Consider the following 24,239-nt stretch of genomic DNA (forward strand, 5'->3'; position numbering starts at 1 on the left):
GCTGTCCGCCGGCCCACACGGGTGCTACTTGCCCTGGAGCGACGCCAGCTTCGCGTCGAGCCCCGATGCAACCTTCTCGGGCGTGCTTTGGCCCTGAATGAGCTGCTGAAGGAGGGAGACAGCCTCACTGTTCAGGGCGGCCGAGTTGGTGGGCCAGGTGACCTGGGGCAGGTAGAACTTCCCGTCACGTACTGCCGGGACCATCGGGGACAGGGCGGGGTCGAGTTTGGGGGTGAAGTCCTTGGTCGTTGTGATCGCGGCGTTCTGCTTCTGGTACAACTCCACGGCGGTCTTGCTCTGGAGGAACTCCACAAGCTTCTCGGCCGACTTGGGGTGCTGCGTCTTGGCATTGATCGCATATCCGGGGGAGACTGCTCCGGCCCAGTAGGTTCCGGAGTCACCGGGTACCGGCATGAATGCGATGTTCATGTTGGGTGCGGCCTTCTGGATGCTGCCCAGGGCCCACGAGCCGGTGCTGATCATCGCGACAGAGCCCCTCTGGAACTCGGAGGTGATCTGGTCACCCGTAAGGCCCGCCACCGAGGACGAAACGAGTCCCTGGCTGAACAGTTTGGACCAGTCCTCCAGTGGACCCGTCCAGGTCTTGGCGAAGGAAGTCTTCCCAGCCCAGATGTCAGCGTCCATGGTGCCGCCGCTGGCCTGGTTCTGCAGCCCGACAAGGGCAGCCAGGCTCACCGGGATGGTGTCGGCAGGCTCGTAGAACGGAGTGATGCCGGCGTCTTTGAGTTTCCTGCACAGGGCCAGGAAATCATCCCAAGTCTCCGGCGGGTTGGTGAAGCCGACTTTCGCCAGGAGGTCCTTGTTGTAGAGGATGCCGCCGCCCCACGAGGAGGTTGCTGCGCCGTATACCTTTCCGTCTTTGGTGTAGGTTGCTTTGGCGGCATCAGCGATGTTCCCGATCCAGGGTTCACCGCTGAGGTCCTTGGCGAATCCGCCGTTCATGATTTCCGTTTTGTTCTCGGCGGTAATGATAAAGACGTCGGCTGCGGTTCCGCTGTTAATGCGGGTCTGGAGGGTGGAGATGTAGCCCTGGACCGGGGTGCCGTAGGAGACCTTGAGGTCAATCGAGGGGTTTTCTTTCTTGAACTCGTCCAGGATCGGCTTCATGCTGGCCTCGTTGTCCCATGAGTAAAGGCTGACCGTGTTGTCCGAGTCTGAGCCTCCGGGGGATCCGGAACATCCGGTCAGGGCGGTCGCTGCCGCGAGTACGGTGCCCAGGACTGTCAGTCGCAGGAAGGTTTTGCGGCGGGGACGGAAGACGTTTGTGTGATCGAGCATTGCAGGTGCCTTTCCAGTGTTAGTTTGATGCTTTTTCGGATTCGGGGCGATAAGTCGCCAGATCCCTCACGATGGGTTCGCGCGAGGGGATGACTTTTTGGAGTAAGCCGTCTTCGGCGTGGACCAAGGGGTCGATTGCCAGTTCCCGCCGGTATCCCGTCCCTCCAGGGATGGCAAAGCGGTGATAGGCGATGAGCCAGTCATCACTGTGGGGGATCCTGACAATGGAGTGGTGCCCGGTGGCGCGGATCCCCCACTGGGGAGCTTTTTCCAGGAGCACGCCGTGTTCTGTCCAAGGTCCGAAGGGACTGGTGGAGGTCGCATAGCGGACCCTGTAGTTCTCGTCGCGGGTGTCGTTCTCTGACCATGAGAGGTAGTAGGTATCCCCACGCCGGTGCAGGTTGGCCGCCTCACGGAAACCCGTCGGAATCCACGAGATCACCCGCGATGCATCGAATGAGATCATGTCCTCATTCAGGGGCACGGTGTGGGCGATGCCGTTGCCCCAGCAGAGGTAGGCGGCACCGTCATCGTCAACGAAGATGTTTGGATCGATGGCCCGCCCAGGGAAATCACCTTCTGCGATCAGCGGGTGTCCCAGGTCCACAAACGGCCCGGTGGGGGAGGAAGCAACGGCTACCCCGATGTTTTCCTGCTCCGCGGTGTAATACAGGAAATAGTTCCCGTTCCGTTCTGCGACGGCGGGCGCCCACGCATGTTCCCTGGCCCAGTGCGTGTGCTCCGGCAGCGAGAAGACGACGCCGTGATCGGTCCACTCGATCAGGTCCGGGGAAGAGAACGCCTTGAAGGAGGTGGCGCCCCAGGAGTCGCTGCCGTCGGTTGTTGGGTACAAATAGAACCGTCCGCCAAAGACGCACAAGTGTGGGTCCGCGTAGTAGCCCTCGATGAGGGTGGGAACTGCCGGGTCCCCGGCACTGCTCGTGTTCAAAAGATCTCCTTAGGTCATGTATCGATACAATAAGTGTGGATCGATACAATGTTTCGGCTGGCGCTAATCGGTGCAGCCGGTCAGTCTGGCGGGAAGAGGGTAAGAGGATGGCAACCATTCAGGATGTAGCCAAGGCCGCAGGGGTTTCGCCGATGACGGTGTCCAACGTCATCAACCACCATCCCCACGTGAAAAGCAGTACCCGGGCCAAAGTGGTCAAGGCGATGGAAGAATTGGACTACCGCGTGAACCACGCCGCCCGGAACCTGCGCGCCGGCCGGACTTTCACCATTGGACTTGCAGTCCCGGAATTCGACCGCCCCTACTGGGGGCACTTCGCAACCCGCGTCATTGAGGAAGCCGCCACGCACAACCTCCGGGTCCTCGTGGAGCAGACGGGCCGCAGCAAGGAAAATGAAATTAATGCCCTGGCGCTGTCCAGAAACCGAATGTATGACGGACTGATCCTGAGTACCGTTGGATTGAGCGCGGGGGACGCCAACATGCTGCGCGTCGACTACCCCGTGGTAATCCTGGGCGAACGGATTTTCTCCGGCCCGGTCGACCACGTCGCCATGGACAATGTTGAAGGAGCGAAGGCCGCCACAGCGCATTTGGTCGAACGCGGGTGCCGTCGCATTGCTGCCGTGATGGGTCCCATGGGGGCCGAACCCGACGCCTCCTCGCTCCGCTATGCGGGCTACCAGCAAGCGCTGGCCGCCGCAGGCATAGACGTCGATTCCTCGCTCCACGTGACGATCAACGAATTCACCTTGAGCGGCGGACGCGAAGCCGTTGACCGGCTGATCGGATCCGGAATTCATTTTGACGGACTGTTCTGCGCCACCGACACCATAGCGCTCGGTGCGCTTCGCGCCCTCCACGAGGCCAAGCTTCATGTCCCCATGGATGTGAAAGTGATTGGCTTCGACAACCTGGTGGAAGGTGAGTACAGCATCCCCTCCCTGACTACCGTTGACCCGGACAGTGCCGAGATGGCGCGTACGGCCGTCAACCTCCTGGTCCGAAGGATTTCCGGCGACTCGCCGCTGCAGGGGCCCACCGAATTTGTGAGCCAGGCGCGCGTCATAGCCCGTGAATCGACTGCGGTTGGCCGATGAGAGGCCGCCGGCAAACCGCTGGCGGGCAGTGCATGTGGGCTGTTCCATTCTTGACCTCCGTCCGCAGTGACGTAGCGCTTCTGCCAAATTTGTATCGATAAAAAGAATGCGTGATGCACGCCACTTTTGTCAAGGCAGCTGACTGTGAGGCCATATCCGGGGTCTGGTTCATGCGGGGTGCAAAGAGCCTTTCTTAACCCGGCACCAAACCCCTACTTCTTCGTCATCCTGTACCGCTCGATCTGCCGCAGCCGCCGCAGGAGGCTGTCCCGCCGCGGGTGCGGGATGGCGTCGGGCTCTTCCGCGGTGAGGTCGATGTGCTTGGTGCCGTACTGCCAGAGCAGGAGGTCGTCCAGAAGCCGGTCCGGGCCGGGGGAGTAGCGGTGGTCCAGGGCCTTGCGGACCTCGGTGATGCGGTTGGCGCTGAGCAGGCCGGCCAGCTGCATGGTCTGGTTCATCCCGTGCGCGGCGAGGAGTTCGGCGGCCCACCCCCAGTCGTCGTCCACCTTGCGGTCCACGTGCGGGAGGAGCGTGCGCCATACGTCGCGGATCCGGTTGGGCGTGAGCGGCGCCGCCCCTTCGCCGTCCACGTCCCAGAAGCTGCGGACTTCCTCGTACCGTTCGTGCAGGTCCGCGAAGGCCGTCTCCACGGTTTCCAGCATGGCCGCGGTGGCCGTGAACTGCCGGTCGAAATGCGGGGTCCAGGCCCGGGGATCCTCGGCCTTGAACCGGATGTCATGCTCGATCTCGCTCCACGCGTGGGCAAAGATAGTGCGGATCTGGCACTCAAAAAAGTAGCTGCCGTTGGGCTGCAGGTCCGGGTTGAAGACCTGCTGGTACTCCTTGACGGCCTCGTTCTGGATGGTGCGCAGGATCAGGTGCCGGCTTGAATACCCATACGTGCCGGACTCGATGGACCCGATGTCCTTCTCGCGGTCGCCGCGGCAGTCAAACAGCTGCCGCTGGCGCTTGATGATGTTGGCCACGGCGGCGTTCTCGGCCGGCAGCTTGGTGATCACCCGGATGCCCACCATGTCATTGAGGGTGCGGAACGGGTCCGGGAACTTCAGCAGGCGGCGGCCACCGGGCTCCAGCGGCTCCTCCGTCCGGGAGATCTTTTCCTTGAACGATTCCACCGTCTTGGTGCGGCCGGTGACGAAGAGCGGCGTGACCTCGCTGTCCTTGAGCATGTCCCGCAGAACCAGCAGAACGTCCCGGGTAACCAGCTTCAGGGCAGGCCGGACGCGCTCATAGATCTCCACGTTGTGCTGCACCGACTCACGCAGCGGCTCGTCCAGGTTTTCCCAGTTACTCGGCATGGTCCCAGCTTACGGCGGGGGCCCGACAGCCAGCCGTTTTGTTGCCCCTACCTTGAGGCCGCTGACGTGGATCCGCGCACCACCAGGGAGCTCTCCAGGATGAGTTCCTCCTGCTCCAGCGGCTGCCCCTCCATCAGGCGGCGGAGCTGCTCGCCGGCCTTGAGGCCCAGCTGCGCCGCGGGCAGGTGCACGCTGGTCAGGCCCGGGCTGCTGGTGGCGGAGTAGGGCAGGTCATCGAAACCGGCTACTGCCAGTTCCGCCGGAATCCGGACCCCCTCCACGCGGGCCTCCTGCAGCACACCGTACGCATGGGTGTCCGTGGCGCAGACGACGGCGGTCACCCCCTCGCGCTGCCAGTCCGGCCAGGCTGCGGCAAAGGCCGCCGCCGCTTCGCCGACGTCGATGGTAGTGGCGGGGATATGCTCCGGGTCCACTGTCATGCCCCTGGCCGCAGCTTCCGCCAGGAACGCCTCGCGCCGGATGGCGAAGGTTTCCGTTCCAGTCACGCTGTCCAGGTAGGCCACGCGCCGGTGGCCTGCGTCGGCGAGGTGGGCGGCCAACGCCCGGGCGCCCTGTGCGACGTCAAGGTTCACGGCCGGAGCGGCCGATTCGAGGCCGGGGGCGTCCAGCAGGACCAGGGGGCCTGCAATGGAGAGATCGGCCAGGAAGCCGGCGTTCGGGGCGTCAACCAGAAGCCCCGCCGGGCGCAGGGACATCAGCTTCCGCACGTCGTCGGCCTTGGGGAACTCGCCCGAATCCGTGACGGACAGCAGCAGCTGGTAGCTGGGTCCCAGGGCCTCCCGCACCCCGCCGATCACCTTGGCGAAGAACGGGTTGGAGATGTCAGGAGCCACCAGGATCACAATGGAGCTGACGCCCTTGGCCAGTGAGCTGCCGATGCCGTCCACCACGTACCCCAGCTCGGCGATGGCCTCCCGCACCCGGGAAATGTTGTCCTCGGAGACCCGGCCTGCCGTCTTGCCGTTGGCCACCAGGGACACCGTGGCCACGGAGACACCGGCCCGCGCCGCGACCATGGCCGCCGTCACCCGCCGGGGCCGCGCCCGCTGCTGCACCTGTTCCCCGGAATCCATACTTCGATCCTAGCCGCCGCGGCCAACACGCCAGCAGCCGCAGGACATCAAGCGTTTGACGTGCGCAAACGGAAAGCCAGCGTTAAGCGTTTGACGCAGGCCACAAAAGCCTGCCATGATCACTCCCGGAATACTGAATTCCTGCCCCGGCAGGCCCCAATGACGTGGAGAACCATCGTGGAACCATATCCCCAAGCGAACCAGACAGAGCCGAGGAAGATCATCCTGGACTGCGACCCCGGCCACGATGACGCCGTGGCCCTGCTGCTGGCGCACGGCAACCCCAACATCGAACTGCTGGCCGTCACCACGGTGGTGGGCAACCAGACGCTCGAAAAAGTCACCCGCAACGCCCTGGCCGTAGGTACCATCGCCGGCATCACCGGCGTCCCCTTCGCCGCAGGCTGCCCGCGCCCACTGGTCCGCAGCATCGAAACCGCACCGGACATCCACGGCGAGTCCGGCATGGACGGCCCCGCGCTCCCCGAGTCCACCATCGAACTGGACCCGCGCCACGCCGTCGACCTCATCATTGACACCGTCATGGCCCACGAACCCGGCACGGTCACCCTTGTCCCCACCGCCGGCCTGACCAACATCGCCCTGGCCGCCCGCAAGGAACCGCGGATCGTGGAACGCGTCAAGGAAGTGGTCCTCATGGGCGGGGGCTACCACGTGGGCAACTGGAGCGCCGTGGCCGAGTTCAACGTCATCATCGACCCCGAGGCCGCGCACATCGTCTTCAACGAAAAGTGGCCAGTGGTCATGGTGGGCCTGGACCTCACCCACCAGGCGCTCGCCACCCCGGACGTGGTGGAAAAGATCGCGGCCATCGGCACGACCCCGGCAAAGTTCGTCACCGAGCTCATGGATTTCTTCGCCCACACCTACAAGGATGCGCAGGGCTTCGACTACCCGCCCGTCCACGACCCCTGCGCCGTGGCCTACGTGATCGACCCCAGCGTCGTGAGCACCCGCAAAGTGCCCGTCAACATCGAACTGCAGGGCACCCTCACCCTGGGCATGACGGTGGCAGACTTCCGCGCCCCCGCCCCTGCCGACTGCCACACCAGCGTGGCCGTGGACCTGGACCACAAGCGGTTCTGGGACCTGGTCACCGGCGCGCTGGAACGCATCGGCGAGCCAATCACCAATGGCAACGCGGCCGACGTCGTACGCCCCGACAGTGCCCACCTCACCGCCGGAGGGGTCAAGTAGATGGCCACCGCAACCATGACCCAATCCAAGGCCGGCCGCGGCAACATCGCCGCCCTCATGACCGCCCTGCTGGCAGCCTGCGTGGCGTTCCAGCTCAACGCCTCCATGCTCAGCCCCGCCCTGGTGACCATGGGCCAGGAACTCAAGACCGACCAGGCCGTCATCGGCCTCTCCCAGACCTGGTTCTTCACCGCCGCCGCGCTCTTCTCCCTCTTCCTGCCCCGCCTCAGCGACATCATCGGCCGCAGGAAGGTCCTGGTGGGCATGATGCTGCTCATGGCCGTAGGGTCCGTGATCGCAGCCCTCGCCCCGGACGTCACCTGGCTGTTCGTGGGCCGCATCATCCAGGGCGTCAGCGGACCCACCGTGCCGCTCTGCCTGATCATGCTCCGCTCGGCCGTCAGCAACCCGCGCAAGTACGGAACGCTGATGGGCCTGATCACCGCGGTCAACGGCGGCGTGGCCGGAGTCGACTCCTTCGTGGGCGGCTACTTCGCCGAGCACTACGGCTTCCGCAGCATCTTCTGGCTGATGGTGGTCCTGGCCGTCGCCGCCACGGCCCTCATCATGTTCCTGGCCTCCGAAAGCAAGCCTGCCGCCGGCACCCGGATGGACTGGCTGGGCGTGTTCTTCATCGTAGTGGCCGTCGGCGCCCTGCTGACCGCGCTCAATGAAGCCGCCAAGCTGGTGGGCGGCTTCTCCGCCGCAACGCTGATGCTGAGCCTTGCGCTGGTCCTGGTTGCCGCCGTCGCGTTCTTTGCCTTCTGGCGCACGGAACAGCGTGCCGCGCAGCCCATGGTGGAAACTGTGCACCTGCGCCAGCGCTCCACCTGGGCGCCGCTGCTGACCACCACCCTGACCATGACCGGCATCTTCGCCGTCATCAACGGGATCGTCCCCGCCTACGTCCAGGCCGCAAACCCCGGGTTCGGCGTGGGTCCCACCGAGATGTCGCTGATCATCCTCACCCCGTACGCCCTGCTGGGCTGGCTGGTGGGACCGATCTCCGGCAAGCTGGCGCCGGTGCTCGGCTACACCAGGGTGCTGCGGATCGGCCTCCTGGGCAGCATCGCCGCGCTGGCGCTGATTGCGTTCCTAGGCCTGAACAGCCTGCCGCTGATGATCGCCGGCACGGTCTTGCTGGGCATCATGTACGCCGGTACGGTCAACATCATGCTCAACGGACTCGGCGTTGTCCTCTCGCCCGCCGGCAACCCCGGCTTCCTGCCCGGCATGAATGCCGGCGCGTTCAACCTGGGCGCGGGCCTCAGCTTCCTGATCCTGCCCGCCGTGCTGGTGGCGACGGCGGCACTTGGCGACGCGAAGGCCTCCTACCTGACCGTCGTGGTGGTCGGCCTGGCGCTGACCGTGGCCGCGTTCGCCGCGTCCCTGCTGATCCCCAAGCCCGTTGAGGCCGAGGTGGCCCCGGCTGAGGTGGCCCCGTGAATGCCGCGGCCGGGAGCGCCGGCCGGATCGTCGTCGTCGGCTCCCTGAACGCGGACCTCACCATCTACTGCGAACGGCTCCCGCAACCGGGCGAAACCGTCCAGGGCAACGGGTTCGCCGTGAACCCCGGCGGCAAGAGCGCCAACCAGGCCGTGGCCGCCGGCCGTTTGGGCGGGCGCGTCAGCCTGGTGGGCGCCGTAGGGAAGGACGCCAACGGAGCCATGCTGGAGGCCTCGGTGGCCGGCGCCGGCGTGGATGTTGGGCATGTGCGGACCTCGGGTGAGCCCACCGGCGTGGCTGTCATTGCCGTGGACGCCCGTGGCGAGAACAACATCATCATCTCTGCCGGGGCCAACGGCACTTTGTCTCCGGACGATGTTGCGGGCGCCGCGGACGTACTGGACGGGGCCGCCGTGGTGAGCCTCTGCCTGGAGGTGGGCATGCACACGGTGCTGGCCGCCGCCCAGGCAGGGCACGACGCCGGCGCCACAGTTTTGCTGAATCTCTCGCCGTATGCGGAGATCCCGTCAGCCCTGGCCGGGCTGGCCGATGTCCTCCTGGTCAACGCGCACGAGGCCGCGTTGTTCCTCGGGGTTGCCGTGCCGGAGGCCGGTGCGGCTGCCGCCGACTGGGATGGGGTTCGTGAGCGGTTTGCTGCCCGCGGGATCCAGCAGGTGCTGGTGACGCTGGGATCGCAAGGGTCCGTGGTGCTGGACTCGCTGGCTCCGGCTGGCTCCCGCGTGACGTTCGTTCAACCCACCGAGGTGCACGCCGTGGATACCACCGGCGCCGGGGACGCGTTCACGGGAGCGGTGGCCGTGCGGCTGGCCGCAGGCGATGCGCTCGCCGATGCCGCCGCCTTCGCCTCCGTTGCCGCGGCCCTGGCAACCACCCGCAAAGGCACGCAGGCCGCGTACCCGGACACGGCCGACGTCGAACGCCGCCTCCGCACCTCCTGACCCCAATAACCGGCACCCGACTCGATAAACCCCCATCGATTGCTCCGTACTTGTCGTTTTCACGCCCGAAAACGACAAGTACGGAGCAATGGATGCGGCTAGGCGCGCGCCTGGGCGCGGACTGAGGCCCGCTCCACCGGCGGGCAGTGGATTTTGGCGGCCCCGTCAGGAGCAGCATCGATTCCCAGCAGGGTCCGGACCCCGGCCGCGCCCAGCTCGTAGTGGGGCAGGGAAACGGTGGACAGCGGTGGGCGGAGGTGGGCGGCGATGACTTCCTGGTTGTCGAAGCCCACCACTGCCATGTCGTCCGGGATGGACAGCCCGCGCTCGCGCAGGCCGTCGTAGAGGCCCATGGCCATCCGGTCGTTGTAGCAGTACACCGCCGCCACATCCCGCTTAAGGAGTTCCGCGGTGGCCCCGTATCCGCCCTCCTGGTCCGGGTACGCCTCCATTACCAGTGCGGGATCGAACGCCACCCCGGCATCCTCGAGGGCTTGCCGGTAGCCGGCCAGTCGTCCGTCCTTGGCCGGAGCGGGGATGGTGGCGTTGATGAAGGCGATCCGGCGGTGGCCGTTCCGGAGCAGGATCTCAGTGGCCGACCGGCCGCCCTGGACCTCGTCCGGAACAACGGCCCGGGTGCCGGGCTCATCCGAGAAGCAGTTGACCAGGACGAACTCGGCTTCGCGCAGCTGTTCCGGGATGTCCGTCTGCCGGTGGAACCAGGTGGAGTACAGGATGCCGCGCACCTTGTACTCGAGCATCATCCTGATGGCGTCCTGTTCCAGCTCGCCGTTTCCCTCGGTGTTGGCAATGAGCAGGGCGTAGCCGTGCTTCCAAGCCTCGTCCTGGGCACCGTGGATGATCTGGCCTGCGAACGGGGTGGTGGCCACGCCGTCGGCCACGAGCCCGATGAACTTCGAGGTCCCGCTGACCAAGGTTTTGGCCATGGCGTTGGGACGGTAACCCAAGGTGCGGATGGCATCCTTGACGCGCTGCCTGGTCTCTTCGGCGATCCTGGCGCTCTTCTTCTTGTTGACCACCAGGGAGACTGTGGCCGTGGAGACCCCGGCCGCTTCGGCCACTTCGCGGAGCGTCACCGGGTGGGCGCGGTCTGGCATCCGCGGGGTGCGGGCGGCGGGCGCCGGCCCGCCTGGCGTGTTCTCCGTTGACATCTTCTGGCCTCCGTCAGGAGTATATCCGCCTGCCGTGGCCGTCATCCCTTGGTCGCCCCGCTTTCGAGCCCCTGGATCATGGCCTTGTTGAGCACCAGGAACACCAGCAGCAGCGGGGTGATGGTGACGCACACGGCGGCGAAGGTTGCCGTCCAGTCCACCTTGCCCATGGCGCCGATGTAGTTCTGCAGGCCCAGCGGAATGGTCTTCAGGTCCTCGGACAGGACGAAGGTGTTGGCGAAGATGAAGTCGTTCCAGATGAAGATGCTGTTGACCAGCACCACCGTGACCACGGTGTTCAGGGACAGCGGCAGCGTGATCAGCCCGAAGATCCGGTAGGGGCCGGCCCCATCCAGCGAGGCGGCTTCATACGTTTCCTTGGGGATGTACTCGTAGAACGAGCAGAAGAGGTACACGGACATGGGCAGCGAGAACCCGGCCAGCGGGATGATCATGGACTGGTAGGTGTCCAGCAGGTTCACCGCCGCGTAGTCGATGAAGAGCGGGACCAGGGCGATCTGGACAGGGACGATGATGCCGACCAGGAACAGCCCGCGGACCAGTTTGCTGAGCCGGAAGCCCAGGACCTGGATGGCGTAGGCGGCCATCATGCCCAGCAGCACAATGAGGATGTTGGCGCCCATGGTCACCACGAAGCTGTTCAGGATGTTCCGGCCGAGGTCGCCGGTTTCAAACGCCCTGGCATAGTTTTCCCACGTCAGTGCGCCGGGCAGGGCGAAGGGATCGCCGGTGGCAAAGTCGTGTTCGGTGCGCAGGCTGGTGAGGAACAGCCACGCCAGCGGGTAGACCTGCACGATCACGATCAGCATGATCAGCACGCGGGACAGGGTCCGGAACAGGTCTGGCCGGCGTCGGCGCTTTGCGGGCGCCCCGGGAGGTACGACGGCGGCGGGCGGGGTGGGCGGGGCTGTTTGGGTGATCATGCGTCTGACTTCCGCTTGAGCAGGAACAGGATGAGGCCGACGGCCACGAGGCACTCCACCACGATGAACACCGAGATGGTGCTGGCGTAGCCGAAGTCCGTGCTGGTGAAGGCCGTCTTGTACATGTAGGTGGTGAGCAGTTCCGAGGACTGCCCGGGCCCGCCGTTGGTCATGAGGTAGGGGATATCGAAGCCGCGCAGGCCGTAGGTGGTGGCCATGATGGTGGTGGTGATCCAGACCGGGCGGATGTACGGGAAGCGGATTTTGGTGAACAGGGTCCACCGGGAGGCGCCGTCCAGGACCGCGGCCTCCTCCAGCTCCTTGGGGACCGCAAGCAGCGCAGCGTAGATGATGAGCATGTACAGCCCGGTGAAACGCCAACCTTCCGGTGCGGAGACCGCGGCCAGGACGGTGTTGACGTCCGAGAGCCATGGGCGTTCCAGGCTGCCCAAGCCGATCGACTGGAGCAACTGGTTGAGCAGGCCCACCGGTTCCAGGGAGTAGATCCGGACGAAGAGGAAGGCGATGGCCACCGTGGAGATCACGGCCGGCAGCAGGTAGAGCGTCTTGATCAGCTCCCGTCCCCGGCGAAGGGAGGTGAGCAGGCTGGCCACCACCAGGGCGCCGCCCAGTTGCAGGACCAGGCAGATGGCCAGGTAGAGGAGGGCGTTCAGGAATGCCCGCCAGAAGACATCGTCCTTTGTGAACATGCGGGCGTAGTTCGCCAGGCCCACGAATTCCATGTCGCTGATGCCGTTCCAGGAGAAGAAGCTCAGGAACAGCGACTGGAGGATCGGGAAGAGGACGGCCGCGCAGTAGAGCAGCAGCGGCGGGAGCAGGAAGACCAGGACTGAAGTCCGTGACCTATTGGGAAGCATCCTGGTGGGAAGCATGGCCGGCCTTTACTTGAAGAACTTGGGAGCGTTCTGGGCGATGGTGCTGTCCATCGTTTCCGTGAACTGCTGCGGTGTGATTTCGCCCTGCACCAGCAGGACGAGTTCCTGCTGCAGCCGGCCGTTGGTGGTGGGGTCCAGCTGCGTGTCCCAGGGCATGGCCTGCTTGGAACCAAGGTCCTTGGCCTGGTCCAGCGCCTTCCGGTACAGCGGTGTGGCGTTCGCAGGGACAGTGGTTTCGACGTCGGTGGTGGGGGAGAGCGCCCCGGTGGCGGCGTACTCAGCGGGGTACTTCTGCAGGGCGAACTTCAGGAAGTCGCTTACCAGGGGATCGTAGGTCTTGGCGTTGACGGCCATGCCGATGCCCGATGGGGAGACGAACTCGTTGGCTGCCGTCACCGAGCCGGCCGTGGTGGGCAGGGTGAAGAAGTCGATGTCGTCGCGAACGGCGGGGTTGAGCTTGTCCGTGGCCAGGCTGGGCAGTTCCCAGGTTCCGATGTTGTACATGGCGGCCTGTCCCGAGGTGAACTGGTTTTGCGCGTCCGAGTAGCCCTGGGCGGAGAACCCGTCCTGGAAGCATTTGGCCTTGCCCAGCTCCGCCAGCCAGTTGACGGTCTTCTGGCCGGCAGGGTCGGTGAACTTGGCTTCGCCCTTCTTCAGTTTCTGGACGAAGTCCGGTCCGGCTTCACGGAACGGCTGGTAGGCCACGTACCGTTCCAGCGGCCACTGGTCCTGGCCGTCCACGGCGATGGGCGTGATGCCGGCGCTGCGCAGGGCAGTGCACATGGCGGGGATGTCATCCAGGGATTTGGGTACGGCCACGCCGGCCTTCTGGAGCAGTGCCTTGTTGTACCAGATGAACTCGAGCTCGAACTGGAACGGGATCATATACAGGGATCCGTCGTCGAACCGCTGGTAGTCCAGGGCGCCGGGGCGGTACTTGTCGTAGATGCCCAGGGTCTTGAGCAGCTTCTCACCGTCGAGCATCTTGCCCTGCTGTGCCAGCTGCCGGGCGAAGGGGGTGGCGTCGGTGTCGAACAGCTCGGGCAGCTTGTTGGCCGCTGCCAGGGTCTCAAGCTTCTGGATGTAGGACGGCCGGTCCGGGGTGGTGATCAGGTTCAGCTTGAAGCCGGGGTGGTCCTTGGCGTAGTCGTCGGCCAGTTTCTTCATGATGTTGATGACTGCGCCGTCCGCGGGCCGGGACAGCAGCCATGAGATTTCACGGGGTTTGATGTCGCCGGTGGGGGCGACGTTGGTGGAACTGGTGGGGCTTCCGCCCCCGCAGGCGGTGAGGGCCAGGGCGGTAACGGCTGCGACGGCGGCAGCGCGTAACAGGTTCTTCATTGCGGCAATCTCCCTTGATTGGAGTGGATCTTTTGAGTGGGTCAGGTGGAACGGAATTGGTATTCAGTTGTCGGTGCGCTTGCGGACTTCGAAATCGGTAACGGTGACGGATCCTTCGCCGGCAAACACGCCTATTCCGCCGGCGGGAAGGTCATAGATGCGGGTGCTGAGGGCCACTTGGCGGTCCACGACGGCGACGCACAGGTCCCCGTCCACAATGACTTCCAGCATGTGGCGGCCGGGTGGAAGGTGGCAGGGGCGCTCGAGTTCGACGGCGAAGGGGACATCGCCGGACACGTGCCATTGGGCGTCCCCGGTGACGGTCCGGGGCCAGCGGTCAAAGACCAGGCGTCCGCGTTTTGGTTCCAGGCGGAGGACGTAGGAGCGGTCGCCGTCCGGGCTGGAACGGACCAGCAGCCCGCATTCTGTGGTTCCGGCCTGGATATCGAACACGGCCCTGGCGTGGAACTGGGTTGGCATGGCGTTGGCGGTGATGGCGGCCTTGTAGCCGTCCGGTGCGTCCAGCCGGAGGGGCAGCTCCCGGTGGATCAGTTGGCCGTCGAGCTCCAGCGGCACTTCATCCCAGAAGCTGTCCACCAGCTCGTCGGCGAACCCGAACGCCAACGTCCCGTCGGCGTTCTGCCGTGCCTCCAAAACCGCCATGGTCCCTGCCCACTGCCAGGCGCCGTCGTCGGAATTTCCTTCCTTGCTGGCGATCCAGCCGAAGAAGAACCTCCGGCCGTCCCGCTCCGCCGTCTTGGAGGCGTAGAAGGCGCGGCCGTCCACGCTGTCCTGCGCGGGGACTGTCCAGGGGCCCGTGGGGCTCTTGGCCATGCGGTACCTGGTGGTGAAGGTTTCGGAAAATTCCGAATAGACCATGTACCACCAGCCGTCCCATTCGAAGACGTCCGGGCATTCGTGGGTGATGTAGCGGCGCGGGTCCCAGAATGGATCCGTGTGTGTCCAGGCCATCAGGTCGGTGGAGACGCACTGGGCAATGACTCCACGGCGGCGCTCCGGGCCCTCGGAGTGCCTGGCGGCGAGCAGCATCCGCCACAGGCCGGCGGCTTCGTCACGGAAGACGAACGGGTCCCGCCAGTCCGCCGACTCATACCCGCCGGGCGCCCCAAAGGTGAGCCCGGGGTGCTTGGTCCAGGTGGCCATGCCGTCGGTGCTGGTGGCGTGCATGACCAGTTGCAGGGGCAGCCCGTCCGGGCCGAGGTTGGCAGGGTTCTGGCCGGTGTAAAACAGGTGATGCACCCCGGAATCGTCGGCCACGATGCTGCCGGTGTAGCAGTTGAAGTCGGGGTCCTCCCTGGTGCCGTGAGGGAGGGCCACGCCGTGGTCCTGGAACTGTGTGAGGTCCTTGGTGGTGACCAGGTTCCAGGCAGTGCCGGGCTTGGGGTCGGTGCGAACTTCGTGAAGGTAGAACAGCCAGAACTCGCCGTCCTTCTGGAAGGGGATCAGGTCACCAACCCAGGCATCGGCGGGCTGGAAGAAGACGGGGTAGCTCATCGGCGGTGATGTCCATTTCTGCTAAAGCGTTTGATCACCATGAAGGTAGCGTGAATGGCAACGGTTGATCAAGCGTTTTAGCAAAAATTGTTTTCCTGCCGGTTCCTGCCGTGATTATGACGGAGGCTGACCTGCTCAAACGCTTGACCAGCCGATCGGCCGGCGGCTATCCTCTCCTGCTAAAGCGCTTAAGCACGACGGCGATCCCACGGGCCCAATGAGGGCCGCGGAGGCCACGAGCGCTCCGGCGATGATGCCGCCTACCGAGAGGAAGTCAAGGATGACCCCTGCCCTGTCCCGCCGTCACGTCCTGCAAGGTTCGGGCGCCGGCGCGCTCGCCCTGGTCCTGGGCAACGCGCCATCCACCCCTGCCCGTGCCTCCAAAACTTCGCTGAGGGCCGCCTACCATATGACTCCGCCCGCGGGCTGGCTCTGCGATCCCCAGCGCCCCGTCTACCTCAGCGGCGCCTACCACCTCTACTACCTGCATTCCGCCCGGAACAACGCTGACGGTGGCTGGGACCACGCCACCACTACGGATGGTGTGGCCTTTACGCACCATGGCGTGGCATTGCCGCTGCAGCCGGACTTCCCCGTCTGGTCCGGCTCGGCAGTGGTGGATGCGGCCAACACCGCAGGCTTTGGCGCCGGTGCTGTTGTTGTCCTGGCAACCCAGCCCACGGGCGGCATCCGCAAGTACCAGGAGCAGTATCTCTACTGGTCCACGGACGGCGGATACACCTTCACCTCCTTGCCCGACCCTGTCATAGCCAACACCGACGGGCGCACGGCCACCAGCCAGGCGGAGATCGAGAATGCGGAGTGGTTCCGCGACCCGAAGATCCATTGGGACGCGGCCCGCGGGGAGTGGGTGTGCGTGATCGGCCGGGCCAGGTACGCGGCCTTCTACACGTCCGCCAACCTGCGGGAATGGCAGCTGAAGCGCAACTTCGACTATCCCAACCACGCGCTGGGCGGCATCGAGTGCCCCGACCTTTTTGAGATGACGGCCGACGACGGCACCCGGCATGGGGTGCTCGGCGCCAGCATGGATGCCTACAGCATCGGACTGCCCATGACCTACGCCTACTGGACCGGAACGTGGGACGGCGAACAGTTCCTGGCAGACGACGTTAACCACCCGCAATGGCTGGACTGGGGATGGGACTGGTATGCGGCGGTGACGTGGCCTTCAGTCGAAGCACCCGAGACGCGCCGGTATGCCATTGCCTGGATGAACAACTGGAAGTACGCCGCCCGGGATGTTCCCACCGACGCCACGGACGGGTACAACGGACAGAACTCGGTGGTGCGCCAACTCCGCCTGGAGCGCCAGGAAGGGGGCTGGTACAGCCTGCTGAGCAGCCCCGCCAATGTGCTTTCAGGCTACGTGACGGCCACCGTCGGGCTCCCTGCGCGCATCGTGGATGGAAGCGCCGTATTGCCCTGGAGTGGGCGGGCCTATGAGCTGGAACTGGACATCTCCTGGGACGCCGCCGCCAACGTAGGGGTATCCGTGGGCCGGTCTGCGGACGGGGCCCGCCACACGAACATCGGAAAATATGGCGCAGAGCTGTATGTCGACCGGGGTCCGTCGGACCTTGCCGGGTACTCGCTGGTGCCCTTCACGCGGGCCGCAGCACCCATTGATGCCAACGCCCGGTCGGTTCACCTGCGCATCCTGGTGGATACCCAGAGCGTGGAAGTGTTCGTCAACGCCGGGCACACCGTGCTCTCCCAGCAGGTGCACTTTGCGGGAGGTGATACCGGCATCTCCCTGTATACCGACGGCGGGCCGGCCACCTTTTCCGGGATCACCATCCGGGAACTCGCGGCACCGGCCGGATCCCCGGGCTAGCTGTGGCGGCTAGCCCAGCGCGTCGAGCGTGACGCCCGTGTGCGCCGCGAGCCGGGCCAGGAGGGCGTCCTGGAACTGGGGGTCCTTCACGGCCGGATGCGGGGTTTTCCGGCGCTGGTGGTACCAGTAGCCGCCGCTGGCCAATGCGGCCGGATCATCGCTGGTGGCCAGCCACTCCTGGGTCCGGTGCCCCAGTTCGAGGCTGTCCGGTGCCGACCGGCCGCCCATCCGCGTGGGCACCCAGCCAGGGTCCACGGCGTTGCTGGCGACGCTCGGCACCAGCCGGGCCACCGCTGCCGACAGCGCAGTGACCTGCAGCTTGGTGGTGGAGTAGGAGGCCGTCGTCGTTCGTCCTGCCCAGTCCAGGCCTTCCAGGCCGGTGTCGCCACCGCGGTGCATGCCGCTGCTGAGGTAGATGAGCCGGCGCGGTCCGGGGATGAGGGCGGTCAGCAGGTATGGCACCACCACGTTGACCGGCAGCAGCGCCGGTCCGTCCAGCACGCCGGCGTTGTGGATGACGGCATCAATGCTGCCCATCCCGCCGGCCTCAGCAGCGATCTGCCGGACTTCCTCTTCAATGCTGAGGTCGCCGGTCACCAGCTGTGCCCCGCGGTCCAGGAGGTGCTGGACCGCGGGGACCCGGCGGGCGGATCGGGCGTGCACGATCACCTCGTGGCCGTCCCGCAACAGGGATGCCGCCGCTGCCCGGCCCAGCCCATCGGTGGATCCGGTGATGAAGACGCGTGCCATGCGGGGCCCCTTTCGCTCGTGGTGTCCCTACGCTACTGCTGCGAACCTCCCTTGCGCGCAGTGACGGAGGCCGCGCCGTCCAACGGGCCAGTCGCAGGATTGGCGCCCGTGGTGGCGGACAAGCGCGCCTTCCTGGTGGCTGGGCCGAAAATGGCCAGGGCAACTGCGCCGAACATCCAGGTGCCGGCGATGAAGAAGAAGACGCTCTGGTAGCCGCTGCCGTTGTAGAGCGCTGCGATTATCAGCGGACCGGCGGCGTTGGAAAGGCGCCCCAGGCCGTAGGAAACGCCGGTGCCCATGGAGCGTCCGGTGGTGTCGAACAGTTCGGGGGAGTAGGCGTAGGCCAGTGCGGTGTAGCCGCGTTCGAACAGGTTGACCAGGAAGCCGAACAGGACGATGAGAACGGGGTTGAAGGTGAGCCCGTACAGCAGGCCACACACAGCGATCACGCTGCCGAAGACCACCAGGCACCACTTCCGTTCAAACCGGTCGGTGACGAGGGAAGCCAGGTACGAGCCCAGCGGCGCGCCGACGGTGGTCAGTGCCACGTAGAAGATGGAGTTCTCGACGCTGAAGCCTTCCTTCGCAAGGAGGGTGGGTGCCCAGCTGGAGTAGCCGAAGAATCCGATGGTTTGGGTCACCCACAGGATGGTCAGCAGGGCGGTCGGCGCAAGGTACTTCTTCTGCAGCAGGAGCGTTAGGGGTGCCTTGGTGGTGCGGGGTGCTTCGACGGGTGCTGCAGGCTTGGGAAGCGCCCCCTTCTCGGCGCTGACGGCGGCTTCGATCTCGTTCAGGATGGCGTCGGCTTTCGCATAATCGCCCTTGTTCTCGTACCAGCGCGGGGACTCCTTAAGGCGGCGGGTGAACAGGACAAACAGAATGCCCAGTGCGCCCCACACGTACACAAGGCGCCAGGTCCAGTCCGCAAGGGGAACTACAAGGCTGGCGATGAGGTTGGTTGCAGGGGTACCGCAAATGCCGATGACAATTGCGTACGCCTGGTACTTTCCGCGCTTGGCTGCCGGGAACAGTTCGTTGACATAGATGACAGCCACTACGGTCATCGCGGACAGGCCTGCCGAGGTCAGGACCCGGAACACCCCCAGGGACACGATGTCCCAGGAGAAGGCTGCTACCAAGGAAAAGGACGCGTACCAAAGCGTGGTGATGACCAAGGCGTTCTTGCGCCCCCAGCGGTCAGCCATCCAGCTGGCGATGAGTGATCCGAAGAACATGCCGACGAAGGACGCGGACGTCACGTATGCCACCTGGTTAACGGTGACACCCCACAGCTTGATGAGTTTTGGAACGGTCGTGGCGAAGCTGTTGATGTCGGCGAACTCGAAGAAATAGGCGAATGAGACGGCCACGAGGGCGATCTTGTGAAATTTTGAGATGGGCAACCGGTCAAGGCGGTTGGCGGCGTTGGAATGCATCATTGGAATCCTTGGGGCAAAGGTACGGGAATCAGGGCGGGTGCCTAGGCGTTTTCGCCGGGCCAGTAGAGGTTCATGGGATTGGTGACCAGCAGTTTGTGCTGCAGTTCAGTAGTGGTGGCCACTTGGGGGATGTAGTCCACCAGCAGCCCGTCATCCGGCATGTGATCGGTCAGATTTGGGTGGGGCCAGTCGGTTCCCCAGAGCACCCGGTCAGGGAATTTTTCGACGACGGTGCGGCCGAACGCGACAACGTCACGGTACGGCGCCGTTTCCCCTTCCAACGCCGGCGGACCGGAGACGCTGAGCCGTTCGGGGCAGCTGACCTTGACCCATACGTCGTTGTTTTCCACGAATCGCAGGAAGCGGTTGAACTCGGGACCGTTCGCCGGCTTGGTCACATCCGGGCGGCCCATGTGGTCCACCACCAATGGGGTCGGCAGGGACCCGAAGAATCCCTCAAGGTCTTCCAGGTCCTCTCCTTCGAAGTAGATGACTACGTGCCAGCCCAGTGGGGCGATCCTGCGGGCTATTTTCGCCAGCTCCTCCTGCGGCGCAGCGTTGACCAGCCGTTTGAGGAAATTGAATCGTACGCCTCGGACTCCGGCAGTATCGAGGCGTTGGAGCTCCGCATCGCTGATGTCCGGGCGGACGGTGGCTACTCCCCGGGCCCGGCCTCCTGCTGCCTGCACCGCGTCCACCATCGCGCTGTTGTCGGCGCCGTGGCAGGTGGCCTGCACAATGACGTTGCGGCTGATCCCCAGATGGTCGCGAAGGGCGAAAAGTTGTTCCTTGCCGGCATCGCACGGGGTGTACTTCCGTTCAGGAGCGAAGGGAAATTCCGCCCCCGGGCCGAAGACATGGCAGTGTGAGTCCACCGCTCCTTCCGGAAGCTGAAAGCGGGGCTTGGACGGGTTGCTGTACCAGTCGAGCCAGCCCGGCGTCTTTGTGGATGCGGTGTCCATGGGGCTCCTTCGGTCGGCCGTGGCCTGGTCCGGTTCGTCGGTCTTCAAGGGTCCGTCAATCGACATAGCGCAGTCCGGCAGCTTCGAGGGGTCCACGCATGTTGTAGATGTCCAGGCCGAGCTCTCCGTTGGCGAAGCGACGGCGTTTTGCTTCTTCGTTTTCCTCGCGTTTACGGGCTGCTTCCGCTACTTCTGCGGCGCGGGCGGCGGGGACCACCACCACGCCGTCGACGTCGGCAATCACCACATCGCCAGGGTTGACCAGGGCGTTGGCGCAGACCACGGGGATGTTGACGGAGCCCAGGGTGGCCTTGACGGTGCCCTTGGAGTTGATGGCGCGGCTGAACACGGGGAAGTCCATGTCCTGGAGGGCCGCAATGTCGCGGCAGCCACCGTCGATGATGAGGCCCTTCGCGCCACGTGCCTGAAGGGAGGTGGCCAGGAGGTCGCCGAAGAAGCCGTCTTCGCTTTCGGTGGTGCAGGCGGCGACCACGACGTCGCCGGGCTGGACCTGTTCGGCGGCGACGTGCATCATCCAGTTGTCGCCGGGCTGGAGTAGGACGGTGACGGCCGTGCCGCACATGCTGGCGCCGGGGTAGGCGGGCCTGATATACGGGCGCATAAGGCCCAGGCGGCCCATCGCTTCATGAATGGTGCTGACGCCGAACCCGGAAAGGGCTTTGACGTCTTGTTCAACTGCGCGGGTGATGGAGGTGTGGACCACGCCGAGTTCCTGCATGTTTCTGGCTCCTGGGTTGGCTAACGGCCCTGCTGCTTGAGCAGGCTGTGAAGGCGGGGGTAGACGGTGCGGGCGTTGTGTTCCTGGATGGCGGCCTGGTCTGCTTCGTTCAGTCCTGCCGCGTCAAGGTACCGGTGGGTGTCGTCGAAGTTGTGCCCTGTGCAGGGATCGATATCGCGGACGGCCCCGATCATTTCGGAGGCGAAGAGGATGTTCTTTGTGGGGATGACGTCCAGGAGCAGGTCGATGCCGGGCTGGTGGTAGACGCAGGTATCGAAAAAGACATTGCCCAGCAGGTGTTCGTCCAGGGTGGGTTTGCCGAGTGCCATGGCCAGGCCGCGGAAGCGCCCCCAGTGGTAAGGGACGGCCCCTCCGCCGTGCGGGATGACCAGTTTCAGGGTGGGAAAGTCTGCGAACAGGTCGCCCTGGATGAGCTGCATGACGGCGGTGGTGTCGGCGTTTAGGTAGTGGGCGCCCGTGGTGTGGAAGGCCGGGTTGATGCTGGTGCTGACGTGGACCATGGCGGGGATGTCGTACTCGATCATTTTTTCGTAGATCGGGTACCAGTACCGGTCCGTCAGCGGGGGAGCGGTCCAATGCCCGCCGGAGGGGTCCGGGTTCAGGTTCAGGGCCACGGCGCCGTAGTCCTCCACGCAGCGGGTGAGCTCGGGGAGGCAGGTGGCTGGGTCCACTCCGGGGGACTGTGGAAGCATCGCGGCTGGGACGAACCGCTCCGGGTAAAGCTGGCTGACGCGGTAGCAGAGCTCGTTGCAGATGGCCGCCCACTCCGATGAGGTCTCGAAGGAGCCAACGTGGTGGGCCATGAACGACGCCCGGGGCGAGAACACCGTAAGGTCGATGCCGCGTTCGTCCATGAGGCGCAGCTGGTTCGCTTCGATGCTCTCGCGGAGCTCGTCATCGGAAATTTTCAACTCGGCCGGGGACGGTGCTGCGGCTGGGTCCTTCAGGGCGGCCACCTGCCGGTCCCGCCATCGACCGAGTGTGGGCGGGGCTGTGGTGTAGTGGCCGTGGATGTCGATAATCACAGTTGATGCTCCTGGGAAGAAAGGGCTGGCGCCTCGGTGTTGGCGGCCTTCCAGAGGTAGGCGGGAACCATGACCTCACCGGACATGAGGAGCCGCGCGGTTCGGATCAGCGCGGACTTGACCACCCTGGTGGGGTCGGCAGGGTCAAGGCCAAGCTGGACAGTAAACTCGCCGCTGGGGTGTTCGACCGAGACGGTGAGATCGGTCCCCTCCGGGAGGACGGCCGCGTCGTGTGCCACGGTCCCCTTGAGGGTTGCGGCGGTTGCGGCGGTGACGGCGGCAAGCACTCCGATGGATTCGTGGCAGACATGCGGGATGAAGCTGCGGGTGCAGAGGGCGCCGACCGCAGCGGGAGGAGAGACGAGCGTCATTTTCGGGTAGTTCTTATCCGTCACGTCCCCCAGGCCCATTAGGTTTCCGCACGCCAGCCGCAGTTCCTCAAGGCGGGCCTTGAGTTCAGCGTCCTTGTTAAGGTCGACGGCGGACTCCCGCCCCGTGCGGCCCAGGTCGTCGGCGTTGATGATCACCAAGGGTTGTCCGTTGTCGATGCAGGTCACATCAACCGGCCCGACGCCGTCGAGATCCACACTGTCGCGGAGGTTCCCGGTGGGCAGCAGGGAGTCGCAGACCGAGCCTGCCGTATCCAGGAAGTTGATTGTGACCGGCGCGGCCGTGCCGGGGACGCCGTCGATTCGGGTGTCTCCGGCGTAGTCGACGTACCGGCCGCCATTACCCAAGGGAGTCTGGACGGTGATTTCGGCAATCATGTTCGTGTTCAAGGTGAGGACGCGCGCGGTGGTGGTGTCGCCGTCGGGTGTCAAAAGGCCAGCCTCGATCGCGAAAGGCAGCGCCGCGGCCAGCATGTTGCCGCAATTTGGCGTCGTGTCCACCACGTTGGTCGTGGGCTGGAGCTGCGCGAACAGGAACTCCAGGTCCACGCCCTCCTGGTCGCTGGCCGAGACGATCCCCGCTTTGCTGGTCAGCGGGTGGGCGCCGCCCAGCCCGTCGATCTGCCGGGGGTCTGGGGATCCCATGGCAGCCAACAGCACGGCGTCACGGGCGGCGATATCCCTAGGCAGGTCTGTGGCGCGGAAGAACGGGCCCTTAGATGTCCCGCCCCGCATGAACCAGCACGGGACCGCCAGTTGGCCCCCTGAAGGGTGGATTCCACCAGCAGGTTCAGGCGAGCTCTCCGGCAAGAGTAGATCCACTCCAGCCGTTTTGTTCAGGCTCTCATCCATGTCCGTCCTTTGGTAATCCGGGGAACGCCTTTGGAACGGCGCCGTCGCCTTAAGTGAACCAAGTTACATTCAAGATTGTCAACAATTTCTTGTACATTTATGTTTACGGTTCTTCCGCGTCCAGATGCCGAAGGCGAAGGAGCCAAGTACTCTGATGAGAAGTTGTTGACAATATTGCTCGCTGCTTAGGTGCGCATGGAGGTGGAAAGGCATGGAAACCCTCGAAGGCCTGGAGGGGCGTTCGCTAACCGTGGCGGAACTCGTAAATGTGCTGCGCTCGGCCATTGTCGGCGGGGAACTCGTGCCCAACCAACGTCTCGTCGAGGCGGACCTGGCTGCTGAGTACAGGGCCAGCAGGGGAAACATACGTGCCGCCTTGGCGGAGTTGACCGTCGAAGGGTTGGTTGAGCGGGTCCAGAACCGGGGCGCCCGCGTACGGGCGGTGTCCGTGGAGGAAGCCGTTGAAATTACAGAAGTACGTGCTGCCCTTGAAGCGCTCTGCGCGCGTAAGGCCGCGGAGCGGATCACGGACGCCGAAGCCTCCGAACTCCAGGAACTCGCTAAACGCATGAAGGACGCGGTGGAGCGTGGCGACCGGGATTCCTATTCGGAAAGCAACCAGACCCTGCACGCGAGGGTCATCGAAATAAGTGCACAGCAAACGGCCGCTGCTACTATCCACCGCCTTCGTGGGCAGGCCGTGCGCTTCCAGTTTCGGCTGGCCCGGCAACCTGGCCGTCCTGCCGTTTCATTGCCCCAGCACCTCGCAATCATCGATGCGGTCTGCGCGCACGACCCCGATGCGGCCGCCGAAGCTATGCGAGTTCACCTGGAAAGCGTCGCGGACGTCATCCGCTCAACGCACGCCTAGTATCTTTTTCTCGTTCATAAGGGATTCCGTCCATCAGTAGCGGCCACGTCGAGGCTGATG

Annotated in this window: 21 protein-coding genes; 6 read left to right on the forward strand and 15 right to left on the reverse strand. The window is 64.9% G+C overall.

The features are described 5' to 3' along the window. Positions 1 to 24: 24 nt before the first annotated feature. Together ACR65K_RS16190 and ACR65K_RS16195 are read right to left on the reverse strand one after the other, a co-directional pair. On the reverse strand, positions 25 to 1,299 hold the full coding sequence (locus tag ACR65K_RS16190) for an ABC transporter substrate-binding protein (RefSeq protein ID WP_440154024.1): 1,275 nt from the start codon (positions 1,297 to 1,299) through the stop codon (positions 25 to 27). A 19-nt stretch (positions 1,300 to 1,318) separates the two neighbouring features. Beyond that, positions 1,319 to 2,248: a family 43 glycosylhydrolase gene (locus ACR65K_RS16195; RefSeq protein ID WP_440154025.1), complete on the reverse strand. Its 930-nt coding sequence runs from the start codon at positions 2,246 to 2,248 to the stop codon at positions 1,319 to 1,321. Between the two features lie 107 nt (positions 2,249 to 2,355). Between ACR65K_RS16195 and ACR65K_RS16200 the strand changes: the two genes are divergently transcribed. Beyond that, positions 2,356 to 3,369 carry a LacI family DNA-binding transcriptional regulator gene (locus tag ACR65K_RS16200; RefSeq protein WP_440154027.1) on the forward strand — a complete coding sequence of 338 codons (1,014 nt, stop codon included), beginning with the start codon at positions 2,356 to 2,358 and terminating at the stop codon, positions 3,367 to 3,369. A gap of 212 nt (positions 3,370 to 3,581) precedes the next feature. On the opposite strand, the gene ACR65K_RS16205 is transcribed toward ACR65K_RS16200, so the two are convergent. Further along, positions 3,582 to 4,688: a GTP pyrophosphokinase gene (locus tag ACR65K_RS16205; RefSeq protein ID WP_440154029.1), complete on the reverse strand. Its 1,107-nt coding sequence runs from the start codon at positions 4,686 to 4,688 to the stop codon at positions 3,582 to 3,584. Between the two features lie 47 nt (positions 4,689 to 4,735). Then, positions 4,736 to 5,725 (reverse strand): LacI family DNA-binding transcriptional regulator, encoded by a 990-nt coding sequence (locus ACR65K_RS16210; RefSeq protein WP_440154157.1) that lies wholly within the window; start codon positions 5,723 to 5,725, stop codon positions 4,736 to 4,738. Positions 5,726 to 5,941: 216 nt separating this feature from the next. On the opposite strand from ACR65K_RS16210, the gene uriH reads away from it, so the two are divergent. From uriH to ACR65K_RS16225, 3 genes are read left to right on the forward strand one after another with little or no spacing between them, the layout of a single operon-like run. Further along, on the forward strand, positions 5,942 to 7,000 hold the full coding sequence (gene uriH, locus ACR65K_RS16215) for a uridine-preferring nucleoside hydrolase UriH (RefSeq protein WP_440154030.1): 1,059 nt from the start codon (positions 5,942 to 5,944) through the stop codon (positions 6,998 to 7,000). Next, positions 7,001 to 8,446 (forward strand): uridine transporter UriT, encoded by a 1,446-nt coding sequence (uriT, locus tag ACR65K_RS16220; RefSeq protein ID WP_440154031.1) that lies wholly within the window; start codon positions 7,001 to 7,003, stop codon positions 8,444 to 8,446. Further along, positions 8,443 to 9,405, forward strand: coding sequence for a ribokinase (locus ACR65K_RS16225; protein ID WP_440154032.1), 963 nt, complete (start codon positions 8,443 to 8,445; stop codon positions 9,403 to 9,405). Before uriT ends, ACR65K_RS16225 begins: the two co-directional genes overlap by 4 nt. 98 nt (positions 9,406 to 9,503) lie before the next feature. Here ACR65K_RS16225 and ACR65K_RS16230 read toward each other — a convergent pair whose 3' ends face one another. From ACR65K_RS16230 to ACR65K_RS16250, 5 genes are all read right to left on the reverse strand, one after another. After that, positions 9,504 to 10,577, reverse strand: a complete 1,074-nt coding sequence (locus ACR65K_RS16230) for a LacI family DNA-binding transcriptional regulator (protein WP_440154033.1) — start codon at positions 10,575 to 10,577, stop codon at positions 9,504 to 9,506. Between the two features lie 41 nt (positions 10,578 to 10,618). Then, positions 10,619 to 11,521 carry a carbohydrate ABC transporter permease gene (locus ACR65K_RS16235; protein WP_440154035.1) on the reverse strand — a complete coding sequence of 301 codons (903 nt, stop codon included), beginning with the start codon at positions 11,519 to 11,521 and terminating at the stop codon, positions 10,619 to 10,621. Then, complete coding sequence (locus ACR65K_RS16240; protein ID WP_056330692.1) at positions 11,518 to 12,399, reverse strand: carbohydrate ABC transporter permease; 882 nt, start codon at positions 12,397 to 12,399, stop codon at positions 11,518 to 11,520. Before ACR65K_RS16240 ends, ACR65K_RS16235 begins: the two co-directional genes overlap by 4 nt. Before the next feature lie 24 nt (positions 12,400 to 12,423). Then, positions 12,424 to 13,758 carry an ABC transporter substrate-binding protein gene (locus ACR65K_RS16245; RefSeq protein ID WP_440154036.1) on the reverse strand — a complete coding sequence of 445 codons (1,335 nt, stop codon included), beginning with the start codon at positions 13,756 to 13,758 and terminating at the stop codon, positions 12,424 to 12,426. Positions 13,759 to 13,821: 63 nt separating this feature from the next. Further along, positions 13,822 to 15,273 (reverse strand): family 43 glycosylhydrolase, encoded by a 1,452-nt coding sequence (locus ACR65K_RS16250; protein WP_440154038.1) that lies wholly within the window; start codon positions 15,271 to 15,273, stop codon positions 13,822 to 13,824. Positions 15,274 to 15,553: 280 nt separating this feature from the next. On the opposite strand from ACR65K_RS16250, the gene ACR65K_RS16255 reads away from it, so the two are divergent. Beyond that, complete coding sequence (locus tag ACR65K_RS16255; protein WP_440154040.1) at positions 15,554 to 17,131, forward strand: glycoside hydrolase family 32 protein; 1,578 nt, start codon at positions 15,554 to 15,556, stop codon at positions 17,129 to 17,131. A gap of 9 nt (positions 17,132 to 17,140) precedes the next feature. On the opposite strand, the gene ACR65K_RS16260 is transcribed toward ACR65K_RS16255, so the two are convergent. The 6 genes from ACR65K_RS16260 to ACR65K_RS16285 are packed head-to-tail and all read right to left on the reverse strand — an operon-like array spanning position 17,141 to position 23,278. Next, positions 17,141 to 17,881 (reverse strand): SDR family NAD(P)-dependent oxidoreductase, encoded by a 741-nt coding sequence (locus ACR65K_RS16260; protein ID WP_440154042.1) that lies wholly within the window; start codon positions 17,879 to 17,881, stop codon positions 17,141 to 17,143. A gap of 32 nt (positions 17,882 to 17,913) precedes the next feature. Further along, positions 17,914 to 19,320, reverse strand: coding sequence for an MFS transporter (locus ACR65K_RS16265; RefSeq protein WP_056330416.1), 1,407 nt, complete (start codon positions 19,318 to 19,320; stop codon positions 17,914 to 17,916). 41 nt (positions 19,321 to 19,361) lie between these two features. Continuing rightward, positions 19,362 to 20,282 (reverse strand): amidohydrolase family protein, encoded by a 921-nt coding sequence (locus tag ACR65K_RS16270; RefSeq protein ID WP_440154044.1) that lies wholly within the window; start codon positions 20,280 to 20,282, stop codon positions 19,362 to 19,364. 55 nt (positions 20,283 to 20,337) lie between these two features. After that, positions 20,338 to 21,021, reverse strand: a complete 684-nt coding sequence (ligK, locus tag ACR65K_RS16275) for a 4-carboxy-4-hydroxy-2-oxoadipate aldolase/oxaloacetate decarboxylase (protein ID WP_056330421.1) — start codon at positions 21,019 to 21,021, stop codon at positions 20,338 to 20,340. Between the two features lie 20 nt (positions 21,022 to 21,041). Then, positions 21,042 to 22,067, reverse strand: a complete 1,026-nt coding sequence (locus ACR65K_RS16280; protein WP_056330424.1) for an amidohydrolase family protein — start codon at positions 22,065 to 22,067, stop codon at positions 21,042 to 21,044. After that, entirely contained in the window at positions 22,064 to 23,278 is a 1,215-nt protein-coding gene (locus ACR65K_RS16285; protein ID WP_440154158.1) for a 4-oxalomesaconate tautomerase, read from the reverse strand. Before ACR65K_RS16285 ends, ACR65K_RS16280 begins: the two co-directional genes overlap by 4 nt. A 241-nt stretch (positions 23,279 to 23,519) precedes the next feature. On the opposite strand from ACR65K_RS16285, the gene ACR65K_RS16290 reads away from it, so the two are divergent. After that, complete coding sequence (locus ACR65K_RS16290; protein ID WP_056330427.1) at positions 23,520 to 24,179, forward strand: GntR family transcriptional regulator; 660 nt, start codon at positions 23,520 to 23,522, stop codon at positions 24,177 to 24,179. Positions 24,180 to 24,239: the final 60 nt, after the last annotated feature.

Source organism: Arthrobacter sp. SAFR-179, assembly GCF_059414945.1.

Coding starts and splice junctions, on each gene's coding strand:
- ACR65K_RS16190 (WP_440154024.1), bottom strand. CDS start 1,299: ATGCTCGATCACACAAACGTCTTCCGTCCCCGCCGCAAAACCTTCCTG.
- ACR65K_RS16200 (WP_440154027.1), top strand. CDS start 2,356: ATGGCAACCATTCAGGATGTAGCCAAGGCCGCAGGGGTTTCGCCGATG.
- ACR65K_RS16205 (WP_440154029.1), bottom strand. CDS start 4,688: ATGCCGAGTAACTGGGAAAACCTGGACGAGCCGCTGCGTGAGTCGGTG.
- ACR65K_RS16210 (WP_440154157.1), bottom strand. CDS start 5,725: ATGGTCGCGGCGCGGGCCGGTGTCTCCGTGGCCACGGTGTCCCTGGTG.
- uriH (WP_440154030.1), top strand. CDS start 5,942: ATGACGTGGAGAACCATCGTGGAACCATATCCCCAAGCGAACCAGACA.
- uriT (WP_440154031.1), top strand. CDS start 7,001: ATGGCCACCGCAACCATGACCCAATCCAAGGCCGGCCGCGGCAACATC.
- ACR65K_RS16230 (WP_440154033.1), bottom strand. CDS start 10,577: ATGTCAACGGAGAACACGCCAGGCGGGCCGGCGCCCGCCGCCCGCACC.
- ACR65K_RS16235 (WP_440154035.1), bottom strand. CDS start 11,521: ATGATCACCCAAACAGCCCCGCCCACCCCGCCCGCCGCCGTCGTACCT.
- ACR65K_RS16240 (WP_056330692.1), bottom strand. CDS start 12,399: ATGCTTCCCAATAGGTCACGGACTTCAGTCCTGGTCTTCCTGCTCCCG.
- ACR65K_RS16245 (WP_440154036.1), bottom strand. CDS start 13,758: ATGAAGAACCTGTTACGCGCTGCCGCCGTCGCAGCCGTTACCGCCCTG.
- ACR65K_RS16250 (WP_440154038.1), bottom strand. CDS start 15,273: ATGAGCTACCCCGTCTTCTTCCAGCCCGCCGATGCCTGGGTTGGTGAC.
- ACR65K_RS16255 (WP_440154040.1), top strand. CDS start 15,554: ATGACCCCTGCCCTGTCCCGCCGTCACGTCCTGCAAGGTTCGGGCGCC.
- ACR65K_RS16260 (WP_440154042.1), bottom strand. CDS start 17,881: ATGGCACGCGTCTTCATCACCGGATCCACCGATGGGCTGGGCCGGGCA.
- ACR65K_RS16265 (WP_056330416.1), bottom strand. CDS start 19,320: ATGATGCATTCCAACGCCGCCAACCGCCTTGACCGGTTGCCCATCTCA.
- ACR65K_RS16270 (WP_440154044.1), bottom strand. CDS start 20,282: ATGGACACCGCATCCACAAAGACGCCGGGCTGGCTCGACTGGTACAGC.
- ligK (WP_056330421.1), bottom strand. CDS start 21,021: ATGCAGGAACTCGGCGTGGTCCACACCTCCATCACCCGCGCAGTTGAA.
- ACR65K_RS16290 (WP_056330427.1), top strand. CDS start 23,520: ATGGAAACCCTCGAAGGCCTGGAGGGGCGTTCGCTAACCGTGGCGGAA.